Consider the following 21,861-nt stretch of genomic DNA (forward strand, 5'->3'; position numbering starts at 1 on the left):
GAGGCATTCCTTTGTCTTTAAGAGCAAAAAGTTTGGCGTCAATCCTTTGGCTTATAGCGTATCGAAATTACGTATATGCCAATGTATTGACCATTCGATTGCCATCCTAAACAATTGGCAAATCGATGTCACTTTGATATCGGTGGTCCGCCCAAAAAAATTTAGCGTGAAATTCATCACGCTTTTTGAAGCTTTCCTTGCAGCCATTCGCCGGTCTTTTGACGCTCCCTAGCGGCAATCGAATCGCTGCGGCTATCTCACTGATAAGGATGTTTTCCTCATGCGCATGCGATTCGCTCAAGCCGTGCCCTTCGCCCTGGCTTTCGTCATTCCCGTTGCCCTGCCGGTTCAGGCCGACACCCTCAACCAGGCCATGCAGAAGGCCCTGGAGTACCACCCGGAAATCCAGGCCGGGGTGAACTCGCGTCTCGCTGCGGACAAGCAACTGCGCGCTGCGAAGGGCGGCTACCTGCCGTCCGTCGACCTGACCGCCGGTTACGGCCGTGAAGGCTCCGACAACACCACCACTCGCGGCCAGGGCGACCACTGGGACACCCTGAACCGTGGCGAATCCAACCTCGCCCTGCGCCAGATGGTGTTCGACGGCTTCGCCACTTCCAGCGAAGTCGGCCGCCAGCAGGCCAACGTCAATTCCCGTGCCTACGCGCTGCTGGGTACCTCCGAGCGCACCGCGCTGGACGTCGCCCAGGTCTACACCGACGTGCTGCGTCGTCAGGAAATGGTTCGCCTGGCCGAGGACAACCTGAAGAATCACCAGCGCGTCTACGACCAGATCAGCCTGCGCAGCTCCCGTGGCGTCGGCCGCCTTGCCGACCAGGACCAGGCCGAAGCCCGCCTGGCCCAGGCGCAGAACAACCTGATGACCGAGAAGACCAACCTGGCCGACGCCCGCACCAACTACTACAGCGTGGTGGGCAGCGACCCGGTGGAACTGAGCGAGCCCACTGGTCTTGTCGGCCAGCTGCCGGAAGACCTGCAGGCCGCCCGTCGCCAGTTGGTGGAGAACAGCCCGATCCTGCGCTCCGCAGAATCCGACGTCGCCGCCGCCGAGAAGCAGTACGACGCTGCGAAATCGACCTTCTATCCGAGATTCGATGCAGAACTTTCCCGAGGTGCCGATAACAACCTCGACGGAGAAGAAGGCCACAACAACGAATGGCAGGCCATGCTGCGCATGCGCTACAACCTGTTCGCCGGTGGCAGCAACAAGGCCGAGCTGGAAGCCAAGTCCTATGAGGCGAACCAGGCCCTGGATATCCGCAACAACGCCCTGCGCCAGTTGAACGAGGAACTCGGATTGTCCTGGAACGCCCTGAACAACGCCCGTGACCAGCTGCCGATCGCCCGCCAGTACGTGGACTACAGCACCCGTGTGCGCGAGGCCTACCAGAAGCAGTTCACCATCGGCGAGCGCACCCTGCTCGACCTGCTGGACAGCGAGAACGAACTGTTCAACGCTTCGCGCCGCCTGGTCGACCTGAAGTACACCGAGCTGTTCACCCAGTACCGCATCAAGGCCACCCTGGGCGAATTGCTCAAGAGCCAGGGCGTGGTAGCGCCGATGGCCGCGGTGGCGTCCGAAGACATCAAGCCGAAAGTCCAGCTGCCCGGCCTCAACTAACCTGCCCGAGAGAGCATCCGCGTGGATCAAGAAGTCAGCGAAGTACCCCTAAGCCACGATCCACGCGGTCTGCTGGATGACCCGCTGCTGGACAGCCTGCTGACGCTCTGTCAGCTGCACCAGAAGCCGGCCAGCCGCGCCATGCTCACCAGCGGCCTGCCGCTGCCCGGCCAGCGCCTGTCCGCCGAGCTGCTGCCCCGTGCGGCGGCTCGCGCCGGCCTGCAGGGTCGCCTGCTGCAGCGCAAGCTGGAGCAGATTCCCGCGCTGGCCATGCCCGCCATGCTGCTGCTGCGCGAAGGGCGCTGCGCGGTGCTGCTGGGTTGGGAAAACAACGGCGATGCGCGCCTGCTGCTGTCCGAGAGCGACGGCGGTGAAGTACGCGTCACCCGCGAGCTGCTCAGCGAGGACTACGCCGGCCAGGCCTTCTTCGCCCAGCCGCAGCACAAGTTCGACCTGCAGCACGGTGAGCTGATCCCGCGCGCCAAGAGCTGGTTCCGCGACACCCTCAAGCGCTCGCGCTGGCTGTACGTCGACGCCGTGGCCGCGAGCCTGCTGATCAACCTGATCGCCCTGGCCGCGCCGCTGTTCGTCATGAACGTCTACGACCGCGTGGTGCCCAACCAGGCCGCCGCCACCCTCTGGGTGCTGGCCATTGGCATCAGCGGCGCCTACCTGTTCGACCTGCTGCTCAAGACCATGCGCGGCCTGTGCCTGGACCTGGCCGGCAAGAAGACCGACCTGATCATCTCGGCGACGCTGTTCGAGCGCATCGTCGGCATGAGCATGAAGTACCGCCCGGCGCGGGTCGGCTCGTTCGCCCAGAACATCCACGAATTCCAGACGCTGCGCGACTTCCTCAATTCGCTCACGCTCACCACCCTGATCGACATGCCGTTCACCCTGCTGATCCTGCTGGTGATCGGCATCATCGGCGGGCCGCTGGTGTTCGTCCCGCTGGTCGCCTTCCCGCTGGCTGCGGGCCTCGGCTGGCTGCTGCAGCGGCCGCTGGTGGAAACCATGAACCGCACCATGGCGCTGGCCGCCGAGCGCCAGTCGAGCCTGATCGAGACCCTCGCCAGCCTCGACGCGGTGAAGGTCAACAACGCCGAAAGCGAGCGCCAGTACCTCTGGGAGCAGACCATCGGCACCCTCAGCCGCCTGGAGCTGCGGGTCAAGCTGCTGTCGACCCTGGCGATGAACATCACCGTGCTGATCCAGGCGCTGGCCGGGGTCATCATGATCATCGGCGGCGTCTACCTGATCATCGCCGGCGACCTGTCCATGGGTGGCCTGATCGCCTGCTACATGCTCAACGGCCGCGCCCTCGGCCCGCTGACCCAGCTCTCCGGGCTGATCCAGCGCTACCAGCAGGCACGCCTGTCGATGGCTACCACCAACCAGATGATGGAGCTGCCGCAGGAGCGCAACGCCGACGAACGTCCGCTGACCCGCTCGCAACTGCGCGGCGGCATCGAGATGCGCGGCCTCGACTTCGCCTACCCGAACCAGCAGGTGGCGGCGCTGCACGGCATCAACCTGCAGATCCGCGCCGGCGAGAAGATCGGCATCATCGGCCGCAGCGGCTCGGGCAAGAGTTCCCTGGCCAAGCTGATCGTCGGCCTGCACCAGCCCGAGAACGGCAACCTGCTGGTGGACGGCGCCGACGTGCGCCAGTTGGACATCAGTGAGCTGCGCCACAACATCGGCTACGTGCCTCAGGACATCAGCCTGTTCAGCGGCACCCTGCGCGACAACCTGGTCAGCGGCGCGCGCTACATCGATGACGAGCGTGTGCTGGAAGTGGCCGAGCTGACCGGCGTGAACGAGTTCGTCCGCCTGCACCCGCAGGGCTACGAACTGCAGGTCGGCGAGCGCGGCCACAATCTTTCCGGCGGCCAGCGGCAGAACGTCGCCCTGGCCCGCGCGCTGCTGCTCGACCCGCCGATCCTGCTGCTGGACGAACCCACCAGCGCCATGGACAACGCCGGCGAAGAACGCCTGAAACAGCGCCTGCAAGCGATCATGGGCGAGAAGACACTGCTGCTGGTCACCCACCGTGCCTCCATGCTCAGCCTGGTGGACCGCCTGGTGATCATCGACAAGGGCCGCATCATCGCCGACGGTCCGAAGGACGTGGTCATGGATGCACTGAAGAAGGGGCAGATCAGTGTCGCTTAATCCTCTGGGCAGTATCCGCCACTCTGTCCGTGGCTATTTCAAGGGCGGCGACAACCTCTCCGGCCAGCCGCTTCCGGAGGTCAGCAAGGCGCTGATCGAGGACGCGCCACGGGTGGTGCGCCTGACCATCTGGATTCTCATCGGCTTCGTGGCCTTCCTGCTGCTCTGGGCGCACTTCGCGCAGATCGACGAAGTCACCCGTGGCGAAGGCAAGGCGATTCCCTCGTCCAAGGTGCAGAAGATCCAGAATCTGGAAGGCGGCATCGTCTCGCAGATATTCGTCCACGAAGGGCAGGTGGTGCAGGCTGGCGAGCAACTGATGCGCCTGGACCCGACGCGCTTCCAGTCCAACGTCGGCGAGACCGAGGCCGACCGCCTGGCGATGTTCCTGCGCGTGGAGCGCCTGTCCGCCGAGGTCGAGGACCGCGCTCTGAACATCCCAGACGACGTGCGAACCAAGGCTCCGGGCCAGGCCAGCAGCGAAGAAGCGCTGTTCCACAGCCGCCAGCAGCAGCTCAAGGACGAAACCGACGGCCTGCAGCAACAACTGGTGCAGAAGCAGCAGGAACTGCGCGAGTTCATCTCCAAGCAGGCGCAGTACCGCAACAGCCTGAACCTGCTGCGCCAGGAAATTTCCATGTCCGAGCCGCTGGTGGCCCAGGGCGCGATGTCCCAGGTGGAGCTGCTGCGCCTGAAGCGCGGTGAAGTGGAGAACCGTGGCCAGCTCGACGCCACGACACTCGCGATCCCGCGTGCCGAAGCGGCCGTGAAGGAAGTGGAGCGCAAGGTCGCCGAGACCCAGTCGCGCTTCCGCAGCGACGCGCTGAAAGAACTCAACGAAGCCCGCACCGAACTGAGCAAGGCCACGGCCACCGGCAAGGCGCTGGAAGACCGCGTCAGCCGCACTCTGGTTACTTCGCCGGTACGCGGCATCGTCAAGCAGCTGCTGGTGAACACCATCGGCGGCGTGATCCAGCCGGGCAGCGACCTGATCGAGATCGTCCCGCTGGACGACACCCTGCTGGTGGAAGCGCGCATCCGTCCGCAGGACATTGCCTTCCTGCGTCCCGGCCAGCACGCCATGGTCAAGTTCACCGCCTACGACTACACCATCTACGGCGGCCTGCAGGCGGACCTGGAGCAGATCGGCGCCGACACCGTCACCGACGATGACGGCAACAGCTTCTACCTGATCAAGCTGCGCACCCGCAAAAGCCACCTGGGCACGGACGACAAGCCGCTGCTGATCATCCCCGGCATGATCGCCACCGTGGACATCATGACCGGCAAGAAGAGCATCCTCAGCTACCTGCTCAAGCCCATCCTGCGGGCCAAGGCGGAGGCGCTGCGCGAGCGTTGATTGCCGCGCGGGACCCAATGAAACGGGCCGCCCTTGGGTGGCCCGTTTCGTTTGTGCAGGATGCCGGAGCGGTTCCGGCGCGACAGTCGGCTTGGGAGCGCGAATCTGCCACTGCGGAATCTAATCCTGCTGCGCCCCTTGTAGGAGCGGGCCATGCCCGCGATCGCGTCGATGGGACGCTCCTGCAGGTTGCCACCAGCGTTGCGGTCAATACGCCACGGTAAACCGCTGCTGGTGATGGTTGGCCTGCTCGGCCTCGTCGATCATCGCCACCGCCAGGTCCGGCAGGGAGATGCGGCTCTCGCCATTGCCATCGAACAGCACCTGATCGCCACCGATGCGGAAGCTGCCGGTGCGGGTCTCGCCGTCGAGCAGCATGGCCGGGCTGAGGAAGGCCCAGTCCAGCGCCTTTTCCGCGCGCAGCTGATCCAGCGCGTCTGCGGCGCCCAGCGCGCCCTGCTTCCACTGCTCGGGGAATTCCGGGCTGTCCACCAGGCGCTGGCCGGGGGCGATCTCCAAGCTGCCGGCGCCGCCGAGCACCAGCAGGCGTTTCACGCCGGAAGCCTTCACGCCGTCGAGAATGGCGCGGCTGCCGCTGGCGTGGGCCTCGCGGATATCCGGGTTGCCCCAGCCGGCGTTGAACGCGCTGACCACGACGTCCTGGCCAGCCACGGCACGGGCGACCTGGGCCGGATCGTAGACGTCGGCCTGGACCACCTTGAGGTTGTCCCGCGCCGGTAGTTTCGCCGGGTCGCGCACCAATGCGGTGACCTGGTGGCCTCGGCGCAGGGCCTCTTCGAGGAAGTAATGGCCGACGTGGCCGGTGGCGCCGATCAGGGCAATGTTCATGGAATCACCTTTTCGTGGGAGGGAGTGCCGCGCCTGGCTGTGCAGGGCTGGCAGGTGATTCATCTTCGGCCGGGGACGGGCGGTGATAAAGACCGGCTGACGCCATGCACTCGTAAGCCCGGCTTCACAATCAGTCCTTGCTGTCGTCGCTCATCAGGCTCAGCCCCCGCGCCACCGCCAGCGCGATGAACAGCGCGCCCATGATCGCTTCGCTGCCTGCCAGCAGGCGCGCCAGAGGGTTCACCGGGACGATGTCGCCGTAGCCGATGGTGGTCAGGGTGATCATGCTGAAGTAGATGAAGGCATCCAGATGCAGGGCTCCGTTGTTGGTCTGGAAGCTGCCTGGCCTGAGGTCCTCGATCAGGTTGTAGGCCAGGGCGAAAGACAGGGCGAAGTTCAGGTACAGGGCGCAGAGCCCGTAGAGCAGCTCGCGGGTGACGGGGCGTTCCTGGGTGACGCGGCGGAACAGTGCGACGACCAGCAACTGAATGAAGATCAATTGCGGAATACCGCGCTGCAGTGCGGGATGCACATGCCACGCGGCGGGGGCGAACAGCATGAACAGGCTGAGCACGCCCATCACGCTGATGAAGCTGAAAAGCAGGCTATGGCTGCGGACGGTGTTCAGGCCAGCCAGCACCATCAGCAACAGGCTGCACAATTCCAGCAGCGGGTTGGGCGATGGGAAAGCCAGGACGACCAGCAGCAGAAGGATGCTGTTGAGCAGAAGACGAAAGCGATAGCGCAGCAGGAATGAGTTCAAGGCCGATGGCCCTCTGTCCTTCACGGGAGGCCAGTCTCGGCCGGGACGCACGAGCGCACCATGACTGCAGCTAGGAATCGAACAGCTTCTGCACGACAGAAAAGTCCTGTTCGCCATGGCCCTGTTTCACCAGCAGCCGGTACATCGCCAGCGCCAGGCTGCCCATGGGCGTGCTGTTGCCACTGACCTGCGCGGTCTCCTGTGCCAGGCCGAGGTCCTTGGTCATCAGCGCGGCCATGAAGCCGCCGGTATAGCCGCGCGAGGCGGGGGCGTTTTCCATCACGCCGGGCCACGGGTTGTACACCTCCAGCGCCCAGTTGCCGCCGGAGCTGCGCCGCATGATCTCCGACAGCACTACCGGGTCCAGGCCATTGGCGGCGCCCAGGGCGAGGGATTCGGCGGTACCGATCATCAGCACGGCGAGCAGCTGGTTGTTGCATACCTTGGCCACCTGACCGGCACCGTCGCCGCCGGCGTGAAAGATATTGCGGCCCATGGCGGAAAACACCGGGCGCGCGCGTTCGAGCACCTCGGCATCACCGCCGACCATGAAGGTCAGGGTGCCGGCGATGGCGCCGCCGGTACCGCCGGAGACGGGGGCGTCGAGCATGGGGATATGCCTCTCGGCCGCCGCTTGGTGCACCTTGCGCGCCGAGGCCGGGGCGATGGTGGAGCACTCCAGCACCAGGGTGCCGGGGGCGATGTGCGCGAGCAGGCCTTCGTTGCCGAGGTAGAGCCCCTCGACGTGCTGGCTGGCCGGCAGCATGGTGACCACCACGTCGGCGCCGTCCACGGCGTCATGGGCGCTGCGCGCGGCACTGGCGCCCTGGGCGATCAGGCCATCGATGGCGCTCTGCACCAGATCGAACACGCGCAGCAGGTAGCCGGCCTTGATCAGGTTGGCGGCCATGGGGGCGCCCATGTGGCCGAGGCCGATGAAGGCGATGGTTTGCATGCTGGTTTCCTCCTGTTCAAAGACGACAGGCACTCCAGCGCAAGAAGTCATCCTGTAGGACGGGCGGGGGCGCCTAGCCCATGCCCGCGATCGCGCCCATGGGGCGCTCCTACAGGAAGAGCAGGGGAGTGGACCTACAGGTCCGCCAGCGGATGCTCGCCCTCCCAGGTCGCGTCGAAGTGCGCATTCACCACAGCATCAGGTATGGCAGCGATATCCGGCCAGTGCCAGTGCGGGGTGTTGTCCTTGTCGATCAGCCGGGCCCGCACACCCTCCGGGAATTCCGGGTGACGGCAGCAGTTCAGGCTCATCGCGTACTCCATGCGGAACACCTCGGCAGTGGACAGATGGCGCGCGCGGCGGATCTGTTCCCAGACCAGATGAGCGGTCAGCGGGCAGCCCGAGGCGAGGGTCTTCGCTCCGCGTGCGATCAGCGCGTCCTCGTCGTTGACCAGCGCGGTCAGCGCGTTCCAGGCCTCGGCGATATTGGCGCTGTCGAGCACCGCATCCAGGCGTGCGCGGCGCGGCAGCAGCTGGGCTTCGGGCATCTCGCCACGGGCTTCGTGCTCCAGCGCCTGGAGCAGGCTGTGCAGCTGCACGTCAGCCTGTTCGCGCCAGTTCAGTTGCACCAGGCCTTCGATCAGGTCTTCCTGCTGGGTATCGAGCAGGAAGCGGTCGGCGAGGTCCAGGTCCAGCGCGTCGCGGGCGTTCATCTGTGTCGCGGTCAGCCCGAGGAACAGGCCGAGGCGGCCGGGCAGGCGGGCGAGGAACCAGCTGGCGCCGACATCCGGGTACAGGCCGATATTCACTTCCGGCATGGCCAGGCGGCTGCTCGGGGTGACGATGCGCACGCCGGCGCCCTGCATCAGGCCCATGCCGCCACCCATCACGTAGCCGTGGGCCCAGCAGATCAGCGGTTTGGAATAGGTGTGGATGAGGTAGTCCAGGCGGTATTCGTCGGCGAAGAAGCGGCGCGCCAGCTCCGGCACCTCGCCGGGCTTCTCGCGGCAGGCATCGACCAGCTTGCGCACGTCGCCGCCGGCGCAGAAAGCCTTGCCGCCGTTGCCGCGCAGCACCACGCAGGCGATCTGCGCGTCGTCCCGCCAGACGCGCAGCTGGTGGTTCATCGCCTCGATCATCGGCAGGCTCAGGGCGTTCAGGCTCTTCTCCGCGTCCAGCGTCACCACGCCGATACGGAAGCCGTGCAGGCCGGGGCGTTCCTCGAAAATCACATTCATGGTCAGGGCCTTATTGGTTGCGCCAGTGCGGGTCGCGTTTTTCCAGGAAGGCGTTCACGCCCTCGCGGGTGTCGTCGGCGTCGAACAGGTCGACGAAGCGCTCGCGTTCTTCCGGCAGCCAGGTGGTCGGGCCGCGCTCGCGGGCGCCCTGGATCAGCGGCTTGATGGTGCGCACCGCCACCGGGCTCTGCCGCGCGACCTTGGCCGCCAGCAGCAGGGCGGTGCCGCGGGCTTCGCCGGTATCGACGATCTGCTCGATGAGGCCGATGCGCAGCGCGGTGTCGGCATCGACGCGCTCGCCGCAGAGGATCATGCGCTTGGCCCAGCCTTCGCCGACCAGCCACGGCAGCGCCTGGGTGCCGCCGGCGCAAGGCAGCAGGCCCACGGTGGCTTCGGGCAGGGCCATCTGCGCCTGGCGCTCGGCGATGCGGATGTCGCAGGCCAGGGCGCATTCCAGGCCGCCGCCCATGGCGTAGCCGTTGATCGCGGCGATGGACACGCCACGGAAGTCGCGCAGCGTCTCGAAGGCTTCGCCGAAGCGCCGCGCCATCTCGCGGGCGCGGGCCTTGTCGCCGTCGGCGAACATGTTCAGGTCGGCGCCGGCGGAGAAGAATTTCGGACCCTGGCCAGTCACCACCAGGGCGTAGATGTCGTCGTCGCGGTTCAGGTGTTCGACCACCTGGCGCAGGCCGATCAGCGAGTCGCGGTCCCAGGTATTGGCCGGCGGGTGGTTGATGGTGATCAGCGCGGTGTGCCCGTGTTTTTCCACGGTCAGCTTGTGGGTCAGGTCGAAGACTCCGGGCTTGTAGGGCTCGAGGGCGTTGCTCATGGGCATCTCCTTGTCGGTGCCGCCGGTGGGCGGGCGTATGGGCATGGACTCTAGGTGCGCGCGGCGGGGCGCGTCCATGTCCGATCTGTTCGATTGCGTCCGCGTGGGCGGGCGGTTTTTCCAGTGAATCGCGTGGATCGATACGTAGAGCGAATAACGCGCCAGCGTTATCCGCCATCCCAGGGGCGGCGGATAACCTGTTCCAGGTTATGCGCCCTACGGTTCTGGTTCGCGAGCAAGCGCGCTCTTACACAAGAGTCTTCAGAGCAGGCGGTCCAGCATCCCGCCCTGTTCCAGCAGGCGGCGGGCGACGATGACCCGCATGATCTCGTTGGTGCCCTCCAGAATCTGGTGCACGCGGCTGTCGCGCACCCAGCGCTCCAGCGGGTAGTCGTTGAGGTAGCCGTAGCCGCCGTGCAGCTGCAGCGCCTCGTTGCACAGGGCGAAGCAGCGGTCGGTGGCGAAACGCTTGGCCATGGCGCAATAGAGGGTCGCTTCGCCGTCCTTGTGGTCCAGCTTGTGCGCGGCCAGGCGCACCATCTGCCGGCTGGCGGTGAGGTCGGTGAGCATGTCGGCGAGCTTGAACTGCAGGGCCTGGAACTCGGCCAGCGCCTTGCCGAACTGCTTGCGCTCCTCGACGTAGCGCAGCGACTGCTCCAACGCCGCCTGGGCTGCGCCGAGGGAGCAGCTGGCGATATTCAGGCGGCCGCCGTCCAGGCCCTTCATGGCGTAGACGAAGCCCTGGCCCTCCGGGCCGATGCGATTGCCGGCGGGGATGCGCACGCCTTCGAAGGTGATGGTGCGGGTCGGCTGGGCCTTCCAGCCCATCTTGTCCTCGTTGCGGCCATAGCGGATGCCCTCGGCGTTGGCCGGCACCAGGAAGCAGGAAATGCCCTTGGCGCCTTCCTCGCCGGTGCGCGCCATGACGATCAGCACGTCGGTCGAACCGGCGCCGGAAATGAAGGTCTTGGCGCCGTCGAGTACGTAGTCATCGCCGTCGCGTTTGGCGCGGGTGCGCAGGCGCGCGGCGTCGGAGCCGGCGTCCGGCTCGGTCAGGCAGTAGGAGGCCAGCAGTTTGCCGCCGATCAGCCCCGGCAGCCACTGCTCCTTGAGCGCGGCGTCGCCGAAGCTTGAGAGCATCCAGCTGGCCATGTTGTGGATGGTCATGTAGGCCGTGGTGGCGACGCAGCCGGCGGCCAGTTGCTCGAAGATCAGCGAGGCGGAGAGGCGTGACAGCCCCAGGCCGCCGTCTTCCTCGGCGATGTACAGGCCCAGGTAGCCCTGCTCGGCGGCACGGCGGATCACTTCCACCGGAAAGTGGTGCTGGCGGTCCCAGTCGGCGGCGTGGGGCGCCAGCTCGCGGCTGGCAAAGGCGCGGGCGCTCTCCACCAGCAGGCGTTGTTCTTCGGACAGATCGAAATGCATGCAGCTACCTCTGTTTGTTCTTGTCGGCTACCGCTTCGCGCTCGTGGCGCGCGCTTCTTGGATAAAAAGGCTCTTGGGTAAAGAGTCCTTCGGTTATAGCCGTTGCACCATCCGCTGTGGATTGACGATCTTGTGCTGGGGATGGACGATCTTGGTATTGCCGATCGCGGATTCCTGCCCATGTCCCGTCCATTGATCTCCACCTGGCCGCTACCGCAGCAGGGCGTGCGCTTCATCACCCCGCCACGCCTGCGCCGCGCGCTGGATCGCCATCCGCTGGGCCAGGCCTGCTATCCGCTGGCGCTGGGCTACTACCCGGCAGCGGTAGGGCATCGCATGGAGCGGGAAGACCCGGACGATCACCTGCTGATCTACTGCAGCGCAGGGCTCGGCTGGCTGGAAACGGCGGATGGACGATTCGAGGTCGCCGGCGGTGATCTGCTGGTGCTGCCCAAGGGCCGCGCCCACGCCTATGGCGCCGACCTGCAGCAACCCTGGTCGATCTTCTGGGTGCACCTGGAAGGCCGGCTGGCCGAGGACTTTCTGCGCCCGCTGGGCAAGTCGCCGCGCCTGCGCGTGGGCGTGCAGCCGCGCATTCTCGGTGAGTTCGATGCGCTGTTGGCGCTGCGCCGGCAAGGCCTGAGCCTGCCGCACTTCATCCATGCCGCCCACCTGCTGCAGAGCCTGCTGACCTCGCTGGCCCTGCGCCCGGCGCGGGCGCGGCTGAAGTCCGGACGGGTACTGGACGTGGAGGCGGTGCAGGCGATGATGCGCGAGCACCTGCACGATGCGCTGAACCTCGACGAGCTGGCGGCGCAGTTCCGCCTGTCGCGCTTCCACTTCGCCAAGACCTACCGCGCGCTGACCGGCCAGGCGCCGATCCAGGACTTCATCCGGCTGAAGATGACCCACGCCTGCCGGCTGCTCGACCAGGGCAACCTGGAAGTACGCCAGGTGGCCGAGCAACTGGGCTACGCCGACCCGTACTACTTCTCGCGGCTGTTCAAGAGCGTGGTGGGCATGGCGCCCAGTCACTACCGGGCGCTGCACACCGGCTGAGTCATTGCAGGGTCAGCGGCTTGCCTGCGGCGCTGCGCTCGGCCTGCCATTCGGCGAGGGAGGGGGCCGCCTCGGGGCCGTCCATGTGCTCGACGATCTCGAAGTAGTCCTGGTGCAGCGGGCTGCGCATCACCTCGTCGCGCGGTTTCACCTTCACCACGTAGACACGCTGGATGTTCTGGTGGTCGAAGTCGCGCCATTGCTGCTCGCCCTTGAGCAGGCTGTAGCGGTGGCCTTCCAGCGCCTTGACCAGCGCGTCGCTGTCCAGGCTGCCGCTGCGCCGGGCGGCGTCGGCCCACTGGTAGACGATGCTGTAGGCCGAGGCGGCGGAGCTGGCGGGGTAGACGCCGTAGCGCTGGGTGAAATCGCGCACGAAGGCCTGGCCGCGCGCCGAGCTTTCGCGCTCAGGGACCTGCCAGGTCCAGGGTTCGGTGCCGATCACGCCCTGCATCAGGCCGGGCCCGGCCAGCTCGACCATGCTCTGGGTGAGGTTGGGCGCGATGATCTGGTGGTTGCGCGTCAGGCCCAGCTCGTCGGCGATGCGCATGGCGTGCACCAGGTCCTCGCCAAACAGCGCCAGGACCAGCACGTCCGCCTTGCTCGCGGCCGCCTGGGTCAGCGCATCGCGGTAATCGGAAAGGCGTGCGCCGGGAAAGGGCACCTTGATCGACGGGTGCCGGGCGGCGTCTTCGGTGCCGGTGTAGTGGCGCAGCGAGCTTTCGGTGGTCAGGCCCCAGGTGTAGTTGGCGGTGACGTAGAAGTAGCGCTTGCCCGGCAACGTGCGGCCCAGGTAGCTGCCCAGCGCGCGGGCACTCATCCAGGCGCTGTTGCACTCGCGGAACATGTAGCGCTGGCCGTCCTTGCCGGTGGTGTCGTTGGAGTAGGTGAGGGTGCCGAAGTACAGCAGCTTCTTCTGCGCCGCCCGTTCTCCGGCGGCGATGGCTACCGCGCTGGAGGCGCCGCCGAAGAACATCGCCGCGCCGTCGGCGGCCATGGCGTCGATATTGCGCAGGGCCTTTTCCGGGCGCGAGGCGTCGTCCTTGCTCAGCAGATGCAGCGGCCGGCCGAGCACGCCGCCCTGGGCGTTGATCTCATCGATGGCCAATAGCGCGCCGCGCATCTGCGCGAGGCCTTCTTCCTTGTAGGAGCCGGTGCGGGGGTAATTGAGGCCGAGGTTGATCGGTTCGGCGGCTTGCGCCAGGCAGCTGAAGGCAGCCACCAGCGAGAGTGCGGCAGTCAGAAAGCGCATGTTCGTTCCCTGTTGTTTTTATTGGCGGGTGAAGCGAAGAGGGGACTGTGCACAGACTGGCCGGCCACTCCCATTGGCCTTTGGTCGAATCCAGGCGTGGTCGATGGACGCAGGATGGCGCGCGGCGTCGCCTGTGCTGGCGTGCCCGACCGTGCGCGCAGCGGCGCGGCTCGCTAGTCTGCGCCGACGACAAGAAGAAGGACTGCCCGATGCTGCCCGTGATCGCCGAACTGCTGCTGACCCTGGCCTGCGCCGTCGCCGCCTGGCTCGCCCTGCGTGAGCAGATGGGCTGGCGCGCGCTGGGGTTCCTGTCCATGGGCATCGCGGCGCTGCTGGGGGCGCTGGAGTATGGCGGCGTTGCGGCATTGTCTGAGGCGCATCATTTGGCGAGCGTGGTGTCCGGCGCCGTAGGCCTGCCGCTGATTGCGCTCGGGCGTCTGTCCGGCGGCCCCGGCCGGCAGGTGGTGGTGCTGGTGATCGGCGTGCTGCTGGTGTTCCTGTCGCAGCTCTCGCTGGTGAGCAACCTGATCGCCTTGCTGGTCATCGCCTGGCCCGGTCGCTCGCGGCGCTATGGGTTGGCGCTGCTTGGCGCGCTGCTGTTCATCGGTGGCGGCCTGCTGATCGGTACCCGTGGCGAACTGGCCGGTGTGCCGCGCCGCGAGCTGTTCCACCTGGGCCTGACGGTCGCCGTCGCAGCTTGGATTCTGACTGGCCTGGGCAGTGGTGCACCGCGCTTGCCGGGCTCCTGGGCGGTGCGGCACAAGTCGCCTTGACTTGGCCGGGGCGCTTGCTTAGCGTGCCGGTTCGTTTCACCAGGCAGACGTACCATGACCAACGACGACCGGATCAAGCTGGAACCCAGCTGGAAAGAAGCCCTCCACGAGGAGTTCGAAAAACCCTACATGAAGCAGCTGGGGGAATTCCTGCGCACGGAGAAGGCCGCCGGCAAGGTGATCTTCCCGCCCGGTCCGCTGATCTTCAACGCGCTGAACACCACGCCGCTGGAGCGCATCAAGGTCGTCATCATCGGCCAGGACCCGTACCACGGCCCCGGCCAGGCCCATGGCCTGTGCTTCTCGGTGCAGCCGGGCGTGCCCACGCCACCGTCGCTGCAGAACATCTATAAAGAGCTGCAACGCGACCTCAACCTGCCGATCCCCAGCCACGGCTACCTGCAGCACTGGGCCGAACAGGGCGTGCTGCTGCTCAACACCTCGCTCACCGTCGAGCAGGCCCGCGCCGGCTCCCACGCCCAGGCAGGCTGGGGCCCGTTCACCGACAAGGTGATCGAAGTGGTCAGCCAGCGCTGCGAGAACCTGGTGTTCCTGCTCTGGGGCTCCCACGCACAGAGTAAGCAGAAGCTGATCGACGCGCAGAAGCACCTGGTGCTCAAGTCCGCGCACCCGTCGCCGCTGTCGGCCTATCGCGGCTTCCTTGGTAACGGCCACTTCAGCCGCACCAACAAGTTCCTCGAACAGCACGGTCTGACGCCCATTGACTGGTCGCTGCCGCCGGTTTAACCCCGCCCAAAAAGAGGCCCGCACAAAGGCGGGCCTTGAAAATCGCCGCGCGTCTCGACGCGGCGAGCGTGGTTGCTTTACGCAGCGTCAGCCACTGCATCGCGGGAGCGGCGGGCGCGCTTGCGCCAGGCGCGGAGCAGCGGCAGGCCGAGCATGACCGCGACCAGTGCCCAGGTACCGATCGCGATTGGGCTGGACCAGAGGATGCCCAGTTCGCCGTTGGAGATGGACAGCGCGCGGCGCAGGTTCTGCTCCATCAGCCCGCCGAGGATGAAGCCCAGCAGCAGCGGCGACAGCGGGAAGTCCAGCTTGCGCAGGATGTAGCCGAGGATGCCGATGGCGACCATCAGGAACAGGTCGAAGGTAGTGGCGTGCACGGCGTAGACGCCGATGGCGGTGATGATCGCGATGCCCGGTACCAGCGCCCAGTTCGGCACCGAGAGGATGCGGGTGAACACCCGCACCATCGGCACGTTGAGGATGATCAGCATGACGTTGGCGATGAACAGCGAGGCGATCAGGCCCCAGACGATGTTCGGCTGTTCCTGGAACAGCAGCGGGCCGGGGGTGATGTTGTACAAGCTGAGCGCGCCGATCATCACCGCGGTGGTGCCCGAACCGGGTACGCCGAGTGTCAGCATCGGCACCAGCGCGCCGCAGGCGGAGGCGCCGATGGCGGTTTCCGGGGCGGCCAGGCCGCGCAGGTCGCCCTTGCCGAACTTGCCGGTGTCACCGGCAAGTTTCTTCTCGGTCATGTAGGCCACGGCGCTGGCCAGGGTCGCACCGGCCCCGGGCAGCACGCCCATGATGAAGCCGAGCAGCCCGCAGCGGACGTTGACCACGGCCACCGAGGCGGCTTCCTTCATGTTGAACAGCATGCGCCCGCTGGCCTCGACCATCTTGTGGCCGTGGTGGGTCTTCTCCAGCAGCAGGAGGATTTCGCTCACCGAGAACAGACCCAGCACCAGTACGACGAACTGGATGCCGTCGGAGACGTGGATGTTGTCGAAGGTGAAGCGATACACGCCGCTGTTGGCGTCGATCCCGACGCTGGACAGGAACAGCCCGAGCAGCGCCGCCAGCAGGGTCTTCAGCGGCCGGTCGCCGGCCAGCCCGCCGAGAGCGACGATGGCGAAGACCATCAGCACGAAGTATTCCGCGGGGCCGAAGGCGATGGCCCATTTCGCCAGCAGCGGGGCGAACAGCACCATGCCGCAGGTGGCGATGAAGGCGCCGATGAAGGAGCTCCACGCCGACAGCGACAGGGCTACGCCGGCCAGGCCGTTGCGCGCCATGGGGTAGCCGTCGAGGGTGGTCATCACGGTGGAGGCTTCGCCGGGGATGTTCAGCAGAATCGAGGAAATCCGCCCGCCGTATTCGCAGCCCAGGTACACGGCGGCCAGCAGGATCAGCGCCGACTCCGGCGGCAGGCCGAGGGCGAAGGCGACCGGGATCAGCAGCGCCACGCCGTTGATCGGGCCCAGGCCCGGCAGCAGGCCGACGACGGTGCCGATCAGGGTGCCGATCAGCGCGGTGATCAGGTTGTACGGGCTCAGGGCGACGCCGAAGCCCTGTCCCAGGTAGCTCAAGGTTTCCATGGTCTTTTCCTCAGAGCAGGGGATCGAGGATGCCCAGCGGCAGCGGGACGTCCAGGGTGCGGTCGAACAGCACGTAGAGGCCGATGGCGAGCAGCGTCGCGGTGATCACGCTGGCCACCGGACGGCCGCCGTAGATCAGCGCGATGAAGGTGCCGATCATCGCGCTCGCCGGGATGAAGCCCAGCGGCTCGAACAGGCCGGCATAGACCGCCAGCAGGACGACGCAGAGCACCACCTTGCCCAGCAGCGCGCCTTCCAGCGCCGGCTCGTCGTCCTCGCGCTTGATCGGCGTGGGACGGGCGATCAGCCAGGCCAGGCCCACAGCCATCAGGCCCAGGCAGAGCAGCGGGTAGGCGCGCGGGCCGACCGGTTCGTAGGAGAAGGGCGCCTGGAGCTGCCAGGCGATCAGGGCGAAGGCGACGCAGGCGAACAGCCAGGCGCCGGCAAACAGCCGCTGGAAGAGGCTGGTACGGGACATGGGGAGTCTCCTTGCGCCGCCTTCGTGGAAGGCGGCGCCGCTCGGGGCGTTACTGGATGAGGCCGAACTCGCGGGCCAGCTGCTTGTACTGGGCGACCTGCTGCTTCACATAGGCGTCCAGTTCCGGGCCGGTCATGGCGAAGGGGAACAGCTCGCGCTGGTCGCGCAGCTTGGCGAAGTCTTCCGAAGCCAGCAGCTTGTCGAAGGAGGCCTTCCAGAACTGGTAATCCTCTTCGCTCACCTTCGGCCCGACGTAGAAACCGCGCACCACCGGCCAGACGATGTCGAAGCCCTGTTCCTTGGCGGTGGGGATGTCGGCCATGCCTTCATCCTTCAGGCGTTCCTCGGAGAACACCGCGAGGATGCGCATCTTGCCGGCGCGGATGTGCGGCATGGAGTCGGAGATGTCCGTGCTGCCCACCTGGATGTGCCCGCCCAGCAGCGCCGTGGCGATCTCGCCGCCGCCTTCCAGGGCGACGTAGCGCAGTTGCTTCGGATCGATGCCGGCGGCCTTGGCGATCAGTGCGGTCTGCATCCAGTCCTGGCTGCCGACGGTGCCGCCGGAGCCGATCACCACCTTGCCCGGGTCGGCCTTGAGCGCGGCCACCAGGTCGCCGAGGTTCTTGTACGGCGAGTCGCTGGGCACCGCGATGGCGCCGTAGCTGGTGCCGACGGCGGCCAGCCACTTCACGGCGTTCTCGTCGAAGCGGCCGAACTTGCCTTGGGCCAGGTTCAGCAGCGAGCCACTGGAGAAGGCGGTGATGGTGTTGCCGTCGGCCGGACGCTGGGCGACCACCGCGTTGTAGGCCACGGCGCCGACGCCACCGGGCATGTAGGTGACGCGCATCGGCTTGGTCAGCAGCTTCTCGTCCACCAGGGCGCTCTGCGCCAGCTTGCAGGTGAGGTCGAAGCCGCCGCCGGGGGACGCCGGGGCGATGCATTCCGGGCGTTTGGGCTCGGCCATCAGTTGGCTGGCGGCGAGCAGGGTGGCGCCGGCGAGGGTCAGGTTGCGCAGGACGGTGGTCATGGTGCGATGCCTCTCTTGTTGTTGTCGGTTTACCAGATCGCCAGGGAGTAGCTGAGGTAGATACGCGTCTCGTCGGCGTCCCGCGCGAAGCTGGAACGGTAGGTGGCGTTACGCACGCGCACCGCGACGTCCTTGAGCGGGCCGCTCTGGATCACGTACTTGATGTCGGTGTTGCGCTCCCATTCCTTGCCGTGACCGTCCATGCCGTTGATTTTGGCATTGTCACCGCTGATGTAGCGATTCATCAGGGTCAGGCCGGGGATGCCGAGGCCGGCGAAGTCGTAGTCGTGGCGGACCTGCCAGGAGCGCTCGTCGGTCTCGGCGAAGTCGCCGACCTGGACGAAGTTGACGAGGTAGGGGTTGCTGCCGTCGATGTAGGGGAAGGCGCTGTCGCCGCTCATCTGCTGCCAGCCGAGGCTGAACTTGTTGGCGCCGATGGCGTAGCCGAGCATGCCGTTGAAGGCGCGGTTGTCGATCTCGCCGCCGCGCGCCTCGCCCTGGTCATCGCTGATGGCCAGGCGCACGTCTGCACTGAGCTTGCCGGGGCCGAGCGGGTAGCTGGCGAGCAGGCCGACGAAGTGCTGGCGGTAGACCTCGTCCAGCTGCGCGTAGTGATAACGGCCGGTGAGGTTGTCGGTGAACTTGTAGTCGCCGCCGGCCAGGTCGTAGTGCTTGCCCTCGGCGCTGCCGCCGGAGAAGCGGCGGTTCTTGTTGTTCAGCGCAAGGTCCTGCCAGTCGGTGGAGTCGCGGTCCTTCACTTTCTCCAGGCGCCCGCCGGTGAAGTTCAGGCCCGGCAGGTCGGTGGAATTGAGCAGGCCGCCCTCGAAGGTCTGCGGGAACAGGCGGCTGTCGTTGGGCTGCAGGGTCGGCAGGTCGGGGATCAGGCTGCCGATCTTCAGCTCCGTCTCGGAGGCCTTGAACTTGGCGGTCAGGCCCAGCTTGCTGTACTCGTCGGCGGCGCGGCCGTCGTCGTGGGTCGGCAGCAGGCCGGTGCCGGTGCGGTCCGGGGAGGAGTCGAGCTTCAGGCCGAGCATGCCCATGGCATCCAGGCCGACGCCGATGGTGCCGGGGGTGTAGCCGGACTGGAAATCGAGGATGAAACCCTGCGCCCATTCTTCGCGCTTGGACTGGCCGGCGCCGTCGCGGAAATCACGGTTGAAGTAGATGTTCTGGGTACTGAGCGTGGCGCTGCTGTCTTCGAGGAAGCCGGCAGCTTCGCACAGCGGGGCGACCCCTGCGAAAGCCAGCAGGGCGGGGGTCAGACGGCGGGAACTGGGCTTGGCGAAAGCCGGTGCAGCCAAAGGCCGGGCGGTGGGCATCTGTGGTCTCCGTTCTTGTTGTTGTCGCGAAAGGGCACCACGCCGCCTTCCGCTCTGTTGACGGTCTTTGCCGTCGTCGAGTCCGCTGCTCCCGCCGTCGCGCCTGGGCAGTTGGCGCTGAAAAATTCGGGGTTGGGAGGCGGCTCGTTGGCGATGCTAACGGGCTAAGCTTTCGCCAGGCTTTCAGTCGCCTTTCGCAGTGATTTCAGCGAATTTCCCCCATTCACAGTGGCGCGCGGATGGGTAAACTGCCGGCCCGAACCTGTAGTCCGAGGGGTAGAAACGCGTGCGAATTCTCCTGGTTGAAGACCATCCGCAACTCGGCGAAAGCGTCGCCCAGGCGCTCAAGGGCGCCGGCTGGACCGTGGACCTGCTGCAGGACGGCGTGGCCGCCGACCTGGCCCTGGCCAGCGAGGACTACGCGTTGGCGATACTTGATGTCGGCCTGCCGCGGCTGGACGGCTTCCAGGTGCTGGCGCGTCTGCGTGAGCGCGGCAAGACCCTGCCGGTGCTGATGCTCACCGCCCGTGGTGAGGTGCGCGACCGCGTGCACGGGCTGAACCTGGGCGCCGACGATTACCTGGCCAAACCCTTCGAACTCACCGAGCTGGAAGCGCGGGTGAAGGCCTTGCTGCGCCGCAGTGTGCTGGGTGGCGAACAGCAGCAGCGCTGCGGCGAGCTGGTCTACGACCTCGGCGCGCGGCGCTTCACCCTGGCCGAGCAGGCGATGAACCTGACCTCCCGCGAGCAGGCCGTGCTGGAGGCGCTGATTGCCCGTCCGGGGCGGGTGATGAGCAAGGAGCAACTGGCGGCGCAGGTGTTCGGCCTGGACCAGGACGCCAGCGCGGACGCCATCGAAATCTACGTCCACCGCCTGCGCAAGAAGCTCGAAGGCAGCTCGGTGCGCATCGTCACCTTCCGCGGCCTGGGCTATCTGCTTGAGGCCCAGGATGGCTGAACGGCGCTGGGTGCTTCCCGGCACGGGCAGCCTGCGCGGGCGCCTGCTCTGGCGCCTCGGCGGGCTGCTGCTGGTGCTGCTGCTGATCGGCAGCGCGGCCACCTACTGGCGTGCCCGACACGCCGCCGACATCGCCTATGACCGCACCCTGCTGGCGTCGGCGCGGGACATCGCCGATGGCCTCTACGCCAGCGACGGCACCCTGCGCGCGAACGTGCCCTACGTGGCGCTGGACAGCTTCGAGTACGACAGCGCCGGGCGCATCTTCTACCAGGTGATCGATCCCCAGGGGAACATGATCTCCGGCTACGAGAACCTGCCGGCGCCACTGCCGACCACACCGCGCACCGACGATTACCCGGCATTGGCCAAGTTCTACGACGCCACCTACGAAGGGCAGGGCGTGCGGGTGGTCAGCCTGCTGCAGCCGGTGAGCCAGCCGACGGTCAACGGCATGGCGGAAATCCGCGTCGCCGAAACCATGGGCGCCCGCGAGCGGCTGGCGCGCAACCTGCTCGCCGATACCCTGCTCAACCTCGCGCTGTCGGCCATCGCCGCGCTGATGATGGTCTGGTACGCGGTGAGCGCCGGCCTGCGCCCGCTGGACCGTCTGCGCGAAGCGGTGGAGGAACGTCAGCCGGACGATCTGCGGCCGTTGCCGGAAGTCCGCGTGCAGAAGGAACTGCGCCCGCTGGTGGCAGCGCTCAACCATTTCACCGTGCGCCTGCGCGGGCTGTTCGACCGCCAGTCGCAGTTCATTGCCGAGGCGTCCCATGAGCTGCGCACCCCGCTGGCTGCACTCAAGGCGCGGCTGGAGCTGGGCCTGCGCGAGCAGGACCCACAGCAATGGCGCGCGACACTGGCCGAGGCCGTGCAGAACACCGACCGGGTGACCGGGCTGGCCAACCAGCTGTTGTCCCTGGCACGCGTGGAAAGCGGCGCCCGCGCCATCGCCGAAGGCGCGGGGGAGAGCATCGAGCTGGGCCAACTGGCCCGCGAGCTGGGCCTTGCGCTGGCGCCGCTGGCCTATTCACGCGGCGTGGCGCTGGCGCTGGAGGCGGACGAGCCGGCCTGGGTGAAGGGCGATCCGACCCTGCTCAACGAACTGCTCAGCAACCTGGTGGACAACGCCATCGCCCACGCCCCGGCGGACGGCAACGTGATCATCCGCGTGCGTTCGCCGGCGGAGCTGGAGGTCGAGGACGACGGCCCCGGCATCCCGCCGGAAGAGCGCGACAAGGTATTCCGCCGCTTCTACCGCCGCCGCCAGCAGGGCACCGGCCTGGGCCTGGCCATCGTCGGCGAGATCTGCAGCGCGCACCGTGCGCGGATCGAACTGGGGCAGGGTGAACTGGGCGGGCTGCTGGTGCGGGTGACCTTCCCGGCGGAGAACGCCTGAGCCAGAAACACGAAA

The 21,861-nt window shown here is 66.8% G+C and carries 19 protein-coding genes; 8 read left to right on the plus strand and 11 right to left on the minus strand.

The genetic code is table 11. From position 1 onward, the window contains the following. The first annotated feature begins 280 nt into the window (after positions 1-280). From ABKS89_RS06565 to ABKS89_RS06575, 3 genes are read left to right on the plus strand one after another with little or no spacing between them, the layout of a single operon-like run. Positions 281-1,642: a TolC family outer membrane protein gene (locus ABKS89_RS06565; protein ID WP_045209747.1), complete on the plus strand. Its 1,362-nt coding sequence runs from the start codon at positions 281-283 to the stop codon at positions 1,640-1,642. 21 nt (positions 1,643-1,663) lie between these two features. Further along, positions 1,664-3,820, plus strand: a complete 2,157-nt coding sequence (locus tag ABKS89_RS06570; protein ID WP_138212429.1) for a type I secretion system permease/ATPase — start codon at positions 1,664-1,666, stop codon at positions 3,818-3,820. Next, a complete protein-coding gene (locus tag ABKS89_RS06575; protein WP_138212430.1) occupies positions 3,810-5,180 on the plus strand; it encodes an HlyD family type I secretion periplasmic adaptor subunit in 1,371 nt (456 codons plus the stop codon). Before ABKS89_RS06570 ends, ABKS89_RS06575 begins: the two co-directional genes overlap by 11 nt. A gap of 207 nt (positions 5,181-5,387) precedes the next feature. On the opposite strand, the gene ABKS89_RS06580 is transcribed toward ABKS89_RS06575, so the two are convergent. The 6 genes from ABKS89_RS06580 to ABKS89_RS06605 form a co-directional block, all read right to left on the minus strand. After that, entirely contained in the window at positions 5,388-6,029 is a 642-nt protein-coding gene (locus ABKS89_RS06580; protein WP_138212431.1) for an NAD(P)-dependent oxidoreductase, read from the minus strand. Positions 6,030-6,159: 130 nt separating this feature from the next. Continuing rightward, positions 6,160-6,792 carry a potassium channel family protein gene (locus tag ABKS89_RS06585; protein ID WP_171039344.1) on the minus strand — a complete coding sequence of 211 codons (633 nt, stop codon included), beginning with the start codon at positions 6,790-6,792 and terminating at the stop codon, positions 6,160-6,162. A gap of 70 nt (positions 6,793-6,862) precedes the next feature. Continuing rightward, on the minus strand, positions 6,863-7,747 hold the full coding sequence (mmsB, locus tag ABKS89_RS06590; RefSeq protein WP_348587957.1) for a 3-hydroxyisobutyrate dehydrogenase: 885 nt from the start codon (positions 7,745-7,747) through the stop codon (positions 6,863-6,865). 134 nt (positions 7,748-7,881) lie between these two features. Then, on the minus strand, positions 7,882-8,985 hold the full coding sequence (dspII, locus tag ABKS89_RS06595; protein WP_348587956.1) for an enoyl-CoA hydratase/isomerase DspII: 1,104 nt from the start codon (positions 8,983-8,985) through the stop codon (positions 7,882-7,884). A 10-nt stretch (positions 8,986-8,995) separates the two neighbouring features. After that, entirely contained in the window at positions 8,996-9,814 is an 819-nt protein-coding gene (locus ABKS89_RS06600; protein WP_138212435.1) for an enoyl-CoA hydratase, read from the minus strand. Between the two features lie 261 nt (positions 9,815-10,075). Further along, entirely contained in the window at positions 10,076-11,239 is a 1,164-nt protein-coding gene (locus ABKS89_RS06605; protein WP_348587955.1) for an isobutyryl-CoA dehydrogenase, read from the minus strand. 180 nt (positions 11,240-11,419) lie between these two features. Here ABKS89_RS06605 and ABKS89_RS06610 point away from each other — a divergent pair, with 180 nt between their 5' ends. Next, on the plus strand, positions 11,420-12,298 hold the full coding sequence (locus tag ABKS89_RS06610; RefSeq protein WP_081517616.1) for an AraC family transcriptional regulator: 879 nt from the start codon (positions 11,420-11,422) through the stop codon (positions 12,296-12,298). Position 12,299: 1 nt separating this feature from the next. Here the strand turns inward: ABKS89_RS06610 and ABKS89_RS06615 are convergent, their stop codons facing one another. Next, on the minus strand, positions 12,300-13,547 hold the full coding sequence (locus tag ABKS89_RS06615) for an ABC transporter substrate-binding protein (RefSeq protein ID WP_348587954.1): 1,248 nt from the start codon (positions 13,545-13,547) through the stop codon (positions 12,300-12,302). A 209-nt stretch (positions 13,548-13,756) separates the two neighbouring features. On the opposite strand from ABKS89_RS06615, the gene ABKS89_RS06620 reads away from it, so the two are divergent. Together ABKS89_RS06620 and ung are read left to right on the plus strand one after the other, a co-directional pair. Further along, positions 13,757-14,320 (plus strand): hypothetical protein, encoded by a 564-nt coding sequence (locus ABKS89_RS06620; protein WP_348587953.1) that lies wholly within the window; start codon positions 13,757-13,759, stop codon positions 14,318-14,320. 54 nt (positions 14,321-14,374) lie between these two features. After that, on the plus strand, positions 14,375-15,067 hold the full coding sequence (ung, locus tag ABKS89_RS06625; protein ID WP_138212439.1) for a uracil-DNA glycosylase: 693 nt from the start codon (positions 14,375-14,377) through the stop codon (positions 15,065-15,067). 77 nt (positions 15,068-15,144) lie between these two features. Here the strand turns inward: ung and ABKS89_RS06630 are convergent, their stop codons facing one another. The 4 genes from ABKS89_RS06630 to ABKS89_RS06645 are packed head-to-tail and all read right to left on the minus strand — an operon-like array spanning position 15,145 to position 19,489. Continuing rightward, positions 15,145-16,665 carry a tripartite tricarboxylate transporter permease gene (locus ABKS89_RS06630; protein ID WP_138212440.1) on the minus strand — a complete coding sequence of 507 codons (1,521 nt, stop codon included), beginning with the start codon at positions 16,663-16,665 and terminating at the stop codon, positions 15,145-15,147. Between the two features lie 10 nt (positions 16,666-16,675). Continuing rightward, positions 16,676-17,143 (minus strand): tripartite tricarboxylate transporter TctB family protein, encoded by a 468-nt coding sequence (locus ABKS89_RS06635; RefSeq protein ID WP_348587952.1) that lies wholly within the window; start codon positions 17,141-17,143, stop codon positions 16,676-16,678. A 49-nt stretch (positions 17,144-17,192) separates the two neighbouring features. Next, positions 17,193-18,170, minus strand: coding sequence for a Bug family tripartite tricarboxylate transporter substrate binding protein (locus tag ABKS89_RS06640; RefSeq protein WP_138212441.1), 978 nt, complete (start codon positions 18,168-18,170; stop codon positions 17,193-17,195). A 29-nt stretch (positions 18,171-18,199) separates the two neighbouring features. Further along, positions 18,200-19,489, minus strand: coding sequence for an OprD family porin (locus ABKS89_RS06645; RefSeq protein ID WP_348587951.1), 1,290 nt, complete (start codon positions 19,487-19,489; stop codon positions 18,200-18,202). Between the two features lie 286 nt (positions 19,490-19,775). Between ABKS89_RS06645 and tctD the strand changes: the two genes are divergently transcribed. Together tctD and tctE are read left to right on the plus strand one after the other, a co-directional pair. Beyond that, on the plus strand, positions 19,776-20,447 hold the full coding sequence (gene tctD, locus ABKS89_RS06650; RefSeq protein ID WP_024765529.1) for a two-component system response regulator TctD: 672 nt from the start codon (positions 19,776-19,778) through the stop codon (positions 20,445-20,447). Beyond that, complete coding sequence (tctE, locus tag ABKS89_RS06655) at positions 20,440-21,846, plus strand: two-component system sensor histidine kinase TctE (RefSeq protein WP_348587950.1); 1,407 nt, start codon at positions 20,440-20,442, stop codon at positions 21,844-21,846. Before tctD ends, tctE begins: the two co-directional genes overlap by 8 nt. Positions 21,847-21,861 lie beyond the last annotated feature (15 nt).

Origin of the sequence: Pseudomonas sp. LABIM340 (assembly GCF_040017195.2) — a bacterium.
Taxonomy (GTDB): domain Bacteria; phylum Pseudomonadota; class Gammaproteobacteria; order Pseudomonadales; family Pseudomonadaceae; genus Pseudomonas.

Coding starts and splice junctions, on each gene's coding strand:
- ABKS89_RS06565 (WP_045209747.1), top strand. CDS start 281: ATGCGCATGCGATTCGCTCAAGCCGTGCCCTTCGCCCTGGCTTTCGTC.
- ABKS89_RS06580 (WP_138212431.1), bottom strand. CDS start 6,029: ATGAACATTGCCCTGATCGGCGCCACCGGCCACGTCGGCCATTACTTC.
- mmsB (WP_348587957.1), bottom strand. CDS start 7,747: ATGCAAACCATCGCCTTCATCGGCCTCGGCCACATGGGCGCCCCCATG.
- dspII (WP_348587956.1), bottom strand. CDS start 8,985: ATGAATGTGATTTTCGAGGAACGCCCCGGCCTGCACGGCTTCCGTATC.
- ABKS89_RS06600 (WP_138212435.1), bottom strand. CDS start 9,814: ATGAGCAACGCCCTCGAGCCCTACAAGCCCGGAGTCTTCGACCTGACC.
- ABKS89_RS06605 (WP_348587955.1), bottom strand. CDS start 11,239: ATGCATTTCGATCTGTCCGAAGAACAACGCCTGCTGGTGGAGAGCGCC.
- ABKS89_RS06610 (WP_081517616.1), top strand. CDS start 11,420: ATGTCCCGTCCATTGATCTCCACCTGGCCGCTACCGCAGCAGGGCGTG.
- ABKS89_RS06615 (WP_348587954.1), bottom strand. CDS start 13,547: ATGCGCTTTCTGACTGCCGCACTCTCGCTGGTGGCTGCCTTCAGCTGC.
- ABKS89_RS06620 (WP_348587953.1), top strand. CDS start 13,757: ATGCTGCCCGTGATCGCCGAACTGCTGCTGACCCTGGCCTGCGCCGTC.
- ung (WP_138212439.1), top strand. CDS start 14,375: ATGACCAACGACGACCGGATCAAGCTGGAACCCAGCTGGAAAGAAGCC.
- ABKS89_RS06630 (WP_138212440.1), bottom strand. CDS start 16,665: ATGGAAACCTTGAGCTACCTGGGACAGGGCTTCGGCGTCGCCCTGAGC.
- ABKS89_RS06635 (WP_348587952.1), bottom strand. CDS start 17,143: ATGTCCCGTACCAGCCTCTTCCAGCGGCTGTTTGCCGGCGCCTGGCTG.
- ABKS89_RS06640 (WP_138212441.1), bottom strand. CDS start 18,170: ATGACCACCGTCCTGCGCAACCTGACCCTCGCCGGCGCCACCCTGCTC.
- ABKS89_RS06645 (WP_348587951.1), bottom strand. CDS start 19,489: ATGCCCACCGCCCGGCCTTTGGCTGCACCGGCTTTCGCCAAGCCCAGT.
- tctE (WP_348587950.1), top strand. CDS start 20,440: ATGGCTGAACGGCGCTGGGTGCTTCCCGGCACGGGCAGCCTGCGCGGG.